Below are 6,396 nucleotides of genomic sequence, written 5' to 3'. Positions count from 1 at the left end.
GCCCGAAGGCACGCGCCGGTCCGCCTCCGCCGGCGATGCGCCCGAACCCCGGGCCGCCGCGCCCGCTGGCCGCGCGGCGCGGCTGCGGGCCCGCGCCGCGCGCCTGCGCGGCGATGTCATCGACGCGCCAGCGCGCAAGCGCATGGAAGAGGGCGTGGAAGAGGATACCGACTGACCGCCCTCTCCCGCAGCATCAAACCCGCGTTGCAAGCGCGGGCCGAACCGGTTAAATCGCGCGTCCATGACCCTTGCCCGCGCGCCCGGGCCTTCGTGACACGAGAAAGGACGACCCGCCCATGAGCGATCCCCTGCGCCTCGGAATTGCCGGACTGGGCACCGTGGGAACCGGTGTCGTGCGGATCGTGCGGCAGAAGGCCAACCTGCTGGCCGAGCGCGCCGGCCGGCCGGTCACCATCAGCGCCGTCTCGGCACGCACCCGCGACAAGGACCGCGGCGTGTCGCTGGCCACCTACGACTGGGAAGATGATCCCGTCGCGCTGGCGCGGCGCGACGACGTGGACGTCCTGGTGGAACTCATGGGCGGCTCCGACGGGCCCGCCAAGGCCGCGACCGAGGCCGCCATCGCGGCCGGCAAGGACGTGGTAACCGCCAACAAGGCGATGCTGGCCCACCACGGGCAGGCGCTGGCCGAGGCCGCCGAGGCCGCCGGCCGCGTGATCCGTTTCGAGGCCGCGGTCGCCGGCGGCATCCCCGTCGTCAAGGCGCTGACCGAGGGGCTGGCGGGCAACGAGATGACCCGCGTCATGGGCGTGATGAACGGCACCTGCAACTACATCCTGACGCGGATGCAATCGGCCGGGCTGCCCTACGAAACCGTCTTCGAGGAGGCACAACAGCTGGGCTACCTCGAGGCCGACCCGCAACTCGACGTGGGCGGCATCGACGCGGGCCACAAGCTGGCCCTGCTGGCCGCCATCGCCTACGGCACGCGGGTGGATTTCGAGGCGGTGGAACTCGAGGGAATCGAGCGCATCACCATCGAGGACATCCGCCACGCCGCCGACATGGGCTTCCGCATCAAGCTGCTGGGCGTGGCGCAGATGACCGGCCGCGGGCTGGAGCAGCGCATGTCGCCCTGCCTGGTGCCCGCCGAAAGCCCGCTGGGCCAGCTCGAGGGCGGCACCAACATGGTCGTGCTCGAGGGCGACCAGGTCGAGCAGATCGTGCTGCGCGGCCCCGGCGCGGGCGAAGGCCCCACCGCGAGCGCCGTGATGGGCGACGTGATGGACATCGCGCGCGGCGCCCGCCTGCCCACCTTCGGCACGCCCGCCGCCGCGCTGGCCGCGGCCGCCCCGGCCCGCACCGCCACGCCCGCGCCCTACTACCTGCGCATGGCGCTGGACGACAAGCCGGGCGCGCTGGCCAAGGTGGCCGCGGAACTGGGCGAGGCGGGGGTGTCCATCGACCGGATGCGCCAGTACCGCCACGACGACTCGACCGCGCCGGTTCTCATCGTCACGCACAAGACCACGCGCGGCGCCATCGAATCCGCGCTGGCGGCGATGGAGCGGCTCGACGTGGTTGCCGGAACGCCCGTGGCCCTGCGCATCGAGCAGGTCTGACCGCGCGCCGCACCCGCGCGCCCTTGTGCGCCGCGGGGCGGGCGGATAATGCTGGCAACGGCGCCCGCAGCTTTCCATACAGAGGATTTTCCAGATGACCGACCCCGTGCATTTCGACGACCGCATGCTTTCGCTGGGGCTCGCGCGCGTCTCCGAGGCTGCGGCGATGGCCAGCGCCGACCTGATCGGGCGCGGCGACGAAAAGGCCGCGGACCAGGCGGCGGTCAACGCGATGCGCGACCAGCTCAACATGCTGCCGATCGCGGGCCGCGTCGTCATCGGCGAGGGCGAGCGCGACGAGGCGCCGATGCTCTACATCGGCGAAGAAGTCGGCACCGGCCAGGGCCCCGGCGTCGACATCGCGCTCGACCCGCTCGAGGGCACGACGCTGACCGCCAAGGCGATGCCCAACGCGCTGACCGTCATCGCGATGGCACCGCGCGGCACGCTGCTGCATGCGCCCGACGTCTACATGGACAAGCTGGCCGTCGGCCCGGGCTATCCGGCCGACGTCGTCTCGCTCGAGATGTCGCCGCAGGAGCGGGTTGAGGCCCTGGCGAAGGCCAAGGGCTGCAAGCCCGCCGAGATCACGGTCTGCATCCTCGAACGCCCCCGCCACCAGGAGATGATCGCGGGCGTGCGCGAAACCGGCGCCGCGATCCGGCTCATCACCGACGGCGACGTGGCCGGCGTGATGCATTGCGCCGAATCCGAGGCCACCGGCATCGACATGTACATGGGCGTGGGCGGCGCCCCCGAGGGCGTGCTGGCGGCCAGTGCGCTCAAGTGCATGGGCGGGCAGATCTGGGGCCGGCTCCAGTTCCGCAACGACGACGAACGCGCCCGCGCCGAAAAGGCCGGCATCACCGACCTTGACCGCGCCTATGCGCTCGACGACATGGCGACCGCCGACGTCATCTTCGCCGCCACGGGCGTGACCGACGGCTCGATCCTGCGCGGCACCAAGCGCCGCCCCGGCATCGTCGAGACCGAAACGATCCTCATGCGCTCCAAGACCGGCTCGGTGCGGCGGATGCAGTACCGCACGCCCCACAGCTGAGCGTCGATGCCGGTCGCAACGCTGCTCCTCGTGGATTTCCAGTCGGGGTTCGACGCGCCCGACTGGGGCGCCCGCAACAATCCGCGCGCCGAGGCGAACGCCGCGGCCCTTCTCGCGCGCTGGCGCGACGACCGCGCGCCGCGCGTCCACGTCCGCCATGTCAGCCGCACGCCGGGCAGCCCGCTGAGCCACGCGGCCGGCGGCGTGGCGTTCAAGCCCGGGCTACGGCCCGCGCCCGGCGAGCCGGTGATCGAAAAGACGGTCAACGCCGCGTTCATCGGCACCTCGCTGGCCGAGGATCTGGCGGCCGACGGCTGCGAGGCGCTGGTGATCTGCGGCCTGACCACGCCGCATTGCGTCTCCACGACCGTCCGGATGGCGGCCAACCTCGGCTTCGCCGTGACGCTGGCGCACGACGCCTGCGCGGCCTTCGCCACCAACGCCGACACCGGCTGGTCCGACGATCCCGCGCCGCCCGACCCGCAGGCGGTGCACGCGGCCGCGGTGTCGCACCTTCACGGCGAATTCTGCACGGCTCGCGCCACCGACGCCATCCTCGCCGCGCGGCCATGACCGCGTTCCTGGGTGTCGAGACCTCGCTGACCGGGCGGCGCTGGATCGGCCCGGACGTCGAGACGGACCGGCTGGCCGAGGCGATGGCACAGCAAACCGCCCTGCCCCGCCCTGTCTGCCAGACCCTGGCGCGCCGCGGCGTGCCGCCCGAGGAGGCCGAGGCCTTCCTCGCGCCGCAACTGCGGGACCTTCTGCCCGACCCGCGCGGGCTCAAGGACATGGAGGCCGCGGCAACCCGGTTCCTCGGCGCGGTTGCCCGCGACCAGCGCATCGCCGTCTTCGCCGATTACGACGTGGACGGCGGCGCCAGCGCCGCGCTGCTGATCGACTGGCTGCGCCAGATGGGCCGGCAGGCCACGCTCTACGTGCCCGACCGCATCGACGAGGGGTTCGGCCCCAACGTGCCGGCGATGACCGAACTGGCCGGCGGCCACGACCTGATCGTCTGCGTGGACTGCGGCACGCTCAGCCACGAGGCGCTGGCGGCCGCGGCGGGGACGGACGTGATCGTGCTCGATCATCACCTGGGCGACGAGGTGCTGCCGCCCGCGCACGCGGTGGTGAACCCGAACCGGCAGGACGAAACGGGCGAACTTGGCCACCTGTGCGCCGCCGCGGTCGTGTTCCTGATGCTCGTGGAGGCGGGCCGCCAACTGCGCGCCGCGGGAAAACCCGGCCCCGACCTGATGCGCATGCTCGACCTCGTGGCGCTGGCCACCGTGGCGGACGTGGCGCCGCTGACGGGCGTGAACCGCGCCTTCGTGCGGCAGGGCCTGAAGGTCATGGCGCGCCGCGCGCGCCCCGGGCTGCGGGCGCTGGCCGACGTGGCCCGCCTCGACAGCGCGCCCAACGCCCATCACCTGGGTTTTCTTCTGGGGCCGCGGGTGAACGCGGGCGGGCGCATCGGACGCGCCGACCTGGGCGCGCGGTTGCTGGCCTGCGCGGACCTGCACGAGGCGCAGGCGATGGCCGGCCGCCTTGACCAGCTCAACACCGAGAGGCGCGAGATCGAGATGGCGGTCCGCGCCGCGGCGATGGAACAGGCCGAGGCACGCGGGCTCGACGCCCCGCTGGTCTGGGCCGCCGGCGAAGGCTGGCACCCCGGCGTGGTCGGCATCGTCGCCAGCCGCCTGAAGGAGGCCACGGGCCGGCCCGCGGTGGTCATCGGTCTCGACGGCGACGAGGGCAAGGGCTCGGGCCGGTCCGTGCGCGGCGTGGATCTCGGCGCAAGCGTCCAGAAACTCGCGGCCGAAGGGCTGCTGCTGAAGGGCGGCGGTCACCGCATGGCCGCCGGGCTGACGGTGGCGCGCGACCGGCTGGAAACGGCGATGGTGCGGCTGACCGAGCTGCTGGCCCGGCAGGGCGCCGGCGCGACCGGCCCGGCGGACATGGTTCTGGACGGGCTGCTGATGCCGGGCGCGGCCAGCCCCGAGCTGATCGAGGCGATCGAGGCCGCCGGCCCCTTCGGCGCCGGCGCCCCCGCCCCCCGCTTCGCGTTCTGCGATGTCGTCATCGGGCATGCATCGCGGGTGGGCGACGGCCACCTCCGGCTGCGCTTCGGCGACGGGCTGGGCGCGCAGATGGACGCCATCGCCTTCGGTGCCTACGACGGCCCCCTGGGGCCCGCGCTGCAGGCGCACGGCGGCGCGCGCTTTCACCTCGCCGGCCGGCTGGAGATGAACACATGGGGGGGGCGCCAACGCGTGCAGCTGCGCCTCGACGACGCCGCCCCGGCCACCTGAATCGGGATGCCACACGCCACCGCGCCGCCCCGCGCAGGCGGGGCGAAATTTTTGAAGAATCCCTCTTGCACCGTCCCGGCGATTTGCCTAGGAAGCGCCTCACACGATGACCGGGGCCCGTTCGTCTATCGGTTAGGACGCCAGGTTTTCAACCTGGAAAGAGGGGTTCGATTCCCCTACGGGCTGCCATTCCAACGAAAAACGCTTATATTTCAGTCGCTTGTACTCTGACCTGGACCACGACCACCGGCCCGTGGTCCATCTCCCAAGGTTGGAAGCCTCCTCGAAGCCGACGCCGCGGCGCCCCGACGCTGGAATTTTTTGGTGTAGACGCCGGCGGTTTTCGCCTCAGTCCAGCCAAACGATGACATGAGTTCGTATTCCGTTGCACCGTTCGCGGCCATGATTTCGGCGACACCTTTCCGGATGCCGTGCTGTGAGCGTTTCGCCTTGCCGTCTGCGCCGACAAGACCAGCAGCTTCAACCCACTTCCGGACCCGGTTGTCCAAGCTGCCGGACGATGCGAACGGTCTACCGTATTCCGTGGCGAGGTACGTGTCGCGTGACTCGTGATTCTCAAGTTCTTCAGCGAGCATGTCGTCGAGGGGTATGGAGACAAACGCGGAACCGCGCTTGCGTGGCTGCCATTCGATGTGACGAACGCCGTCATGAACCACTTCATTCCCCGGTCCGAGGAAAGGCGCATCGCCAATCCTGCCGTGCGTTGCGTACGCGAGGCAGAACCACAACCGGGCCATGGTTCCCGGGCCGTGCGCCATCAGAAACTTCTCTACGTCCTGTGCCGACCAGGATGTCGCGCCGCCTTTCGGTCTGTGCTCGGACTTCACGCCGAATACCGGGCTGTTCAAGGGATACCCTCGATCCTGCCCCCATTTATATGCCGCACGAAGTGCTTTCAGGCATGTCTCTGCGGCGCCGGTTTTGCCACCGAATCCATCCCTTATATGAATAAAGGCCTCCCGCGGCAGGTCTGCATCGAGTGAGCCCATGCGGTCGCCATCCGGATCCTTCGTCTCGCACGCCTGGGTGAGCCCTGTGCGTCGGCTGGACAATGTCAAGCGCGACAGGTTGCCGGCCTCGACCTGGTGTTCCATCCACTTCAGGAAATCGTCGCACAGCGCATCCAGCGTGCCACGTTTCGCGCGAACCGGCTTTACAGTTTCAAGCACCTCTCCGGCCCTGGCCGCGTAGTAGTGCTCGTGAAACCCGGGTTCGCCCGGGCCGACTGGTAATCGGATCTTCTTGTTCGGCTGCCTTTCGACACGCACACGCCAGCGTAGCGTGCCGGCAGCCGTCCGATCCTTGAGCAGCCTGACCTGAGACCCGACTTTCCTCCAGCCTTAGGAAGAATCCGTCGGTTGATTACTGGCCTCATGCGGCCTTGGTTTCCAGTTTCGATTTCATTGCAAACTCCTGC

General features: G+C 70.4%; 5 protein-coding genes and 1 tRNA gene. 5 read left to right on the top strand and 1 reads right to left on the bottom strand.

Going from position 1 to position 6,396, the window contains the following annotated elements; all coding sequences use genetic code 11:
* Positions 1 to 296: 296 nt before the first annotated feature.
* The 5 genes from CEF10_RS16515 to CEF10_RS16495 all read left to right on the top strand — a co-directional run bounded on the left by CEF10_RS16515 (position 297) and on the right by CEF10_RS16495 (position 5,147).
* Positions 297 to 1,583, top strand: coding sequence for a homoserine dehydrogenase (locus CEF10_RS16515; RefSeq protein WP_101069262.1), 1,287 nt, complete (start codon positions 297 to 299; stop codon positions 1,581 to 1,583).
* A 94-nt stretch (positions 1,584 to 1,677) separates the two neighbouring features.
* Positions 1,678 to 2,643 carry a class II fructose-bisphosphatase gene (gene glpX / locus CEF10_RS16510; protein WP_101069261.1) on the top strand — a complete coding sequence of 322 codons (966 nt, stop codon included), beginning with the start codon at positions 1,678 to 1,680 and terminating at the stop codon, positions 2,641 to 2,643.
* Positions 2,644 to 2,649: 6 nt separating this feature from the next.
* Positions 2,650 to 3,216 carry an isochorismatase family protein gene (locus CEF10_RS16505; RefSeq protein WP_101069260.1) on the top strand — a complete coding sequence of 189 codons (567 nt, stop codon included), beginning with the start codon at positions 2,650 to 2,652 and terminating at the stop codon, positions 3,214 to 3,216.
* The gene (gene recJ, locus CEF10_RS16500) at positions 3,213 to 4,958 is read left to right on the top strand and encodes a single-stranded-DNA-specific exonuclease RecJ (protein WP_101069259.1); all 1,746 of its coding nucleotides are present in this window, start codon (positions 3,213 to 3,215) and stop codon (positions 4,956 to 4,958) included. The genes CEF10_RS16505 and recJ overlap by 4 nt, the downstream gene beginning before the upstream one ends.
* A 114-nt stretch (positions 4,959 to 5,072) precedes the next feature.
* Positions 5,073 to 5,147, top strand: a tRNA-Glu gene (locus tag CEF10_RS16495).
* 23 nt (positions 5,148 to 5,170) lie between these two features.
* On the opposite strand, the gene CEF10_RS16490 is transcribed toward CEF10_RS16495, so the two are convergent.
* Positions 5,171 to 6,148, bottom strand: a complete 978-nt coding sequence (locus tag CEF10_RS16490; RefSeq protein ID WP_101069258.1) for a tyrosine-type recombinase/integrase — start codon at positions 6,146 to 6,148, stop codon at positions 5,171 to 5,173.
* Positions 6,149 to 6,396: the final 248 nt, after the last annotated feature.

The organism is Roseovarius salinarum (assembly GCF_002834145.1).
Taxonomy (GTDB): Bacteria; Pseudomonadota; Alphaproteobacteria; order Rhodobacterales; family Rhodobacteraceae; genus Roseovarius; species Roseovarius salinarum.
This window is presented reverse-complemented; position numbering and strand designations above follow the sequence as displayed.

Bases quoted from the DNA above. Each gene is read 5' to 3' on its own strand.
- CEF10_RS16515 (WP_101069262.1), top strand. From the start codon at position 297: ATGAGCGATCCCCTGCGCCTCGGAATTGCCGGACTGGGCACCGTGGGA.
- glpX (WP_101069261.1), top strand. From the start codon at position 1,678: ATGACCGACCCCGTGCATTTCGACGACCGCATGCTTTCGCTGGGGCTC.
- CEF10_RS16505 (WP_101069260.1), top strand. From the start codon at position 2,650: ATGCCGGTCGCAACGCTGCTCCTCGTGGATTTCCAGTCGGGGTTCGAC.
- recJ (WP_101069259.1), top strand. From the start codon at position 3,213: ATGACCGCGTTCCTGGGTGTCGAGACCTCGCTGACCGGGCGGCGCTGG.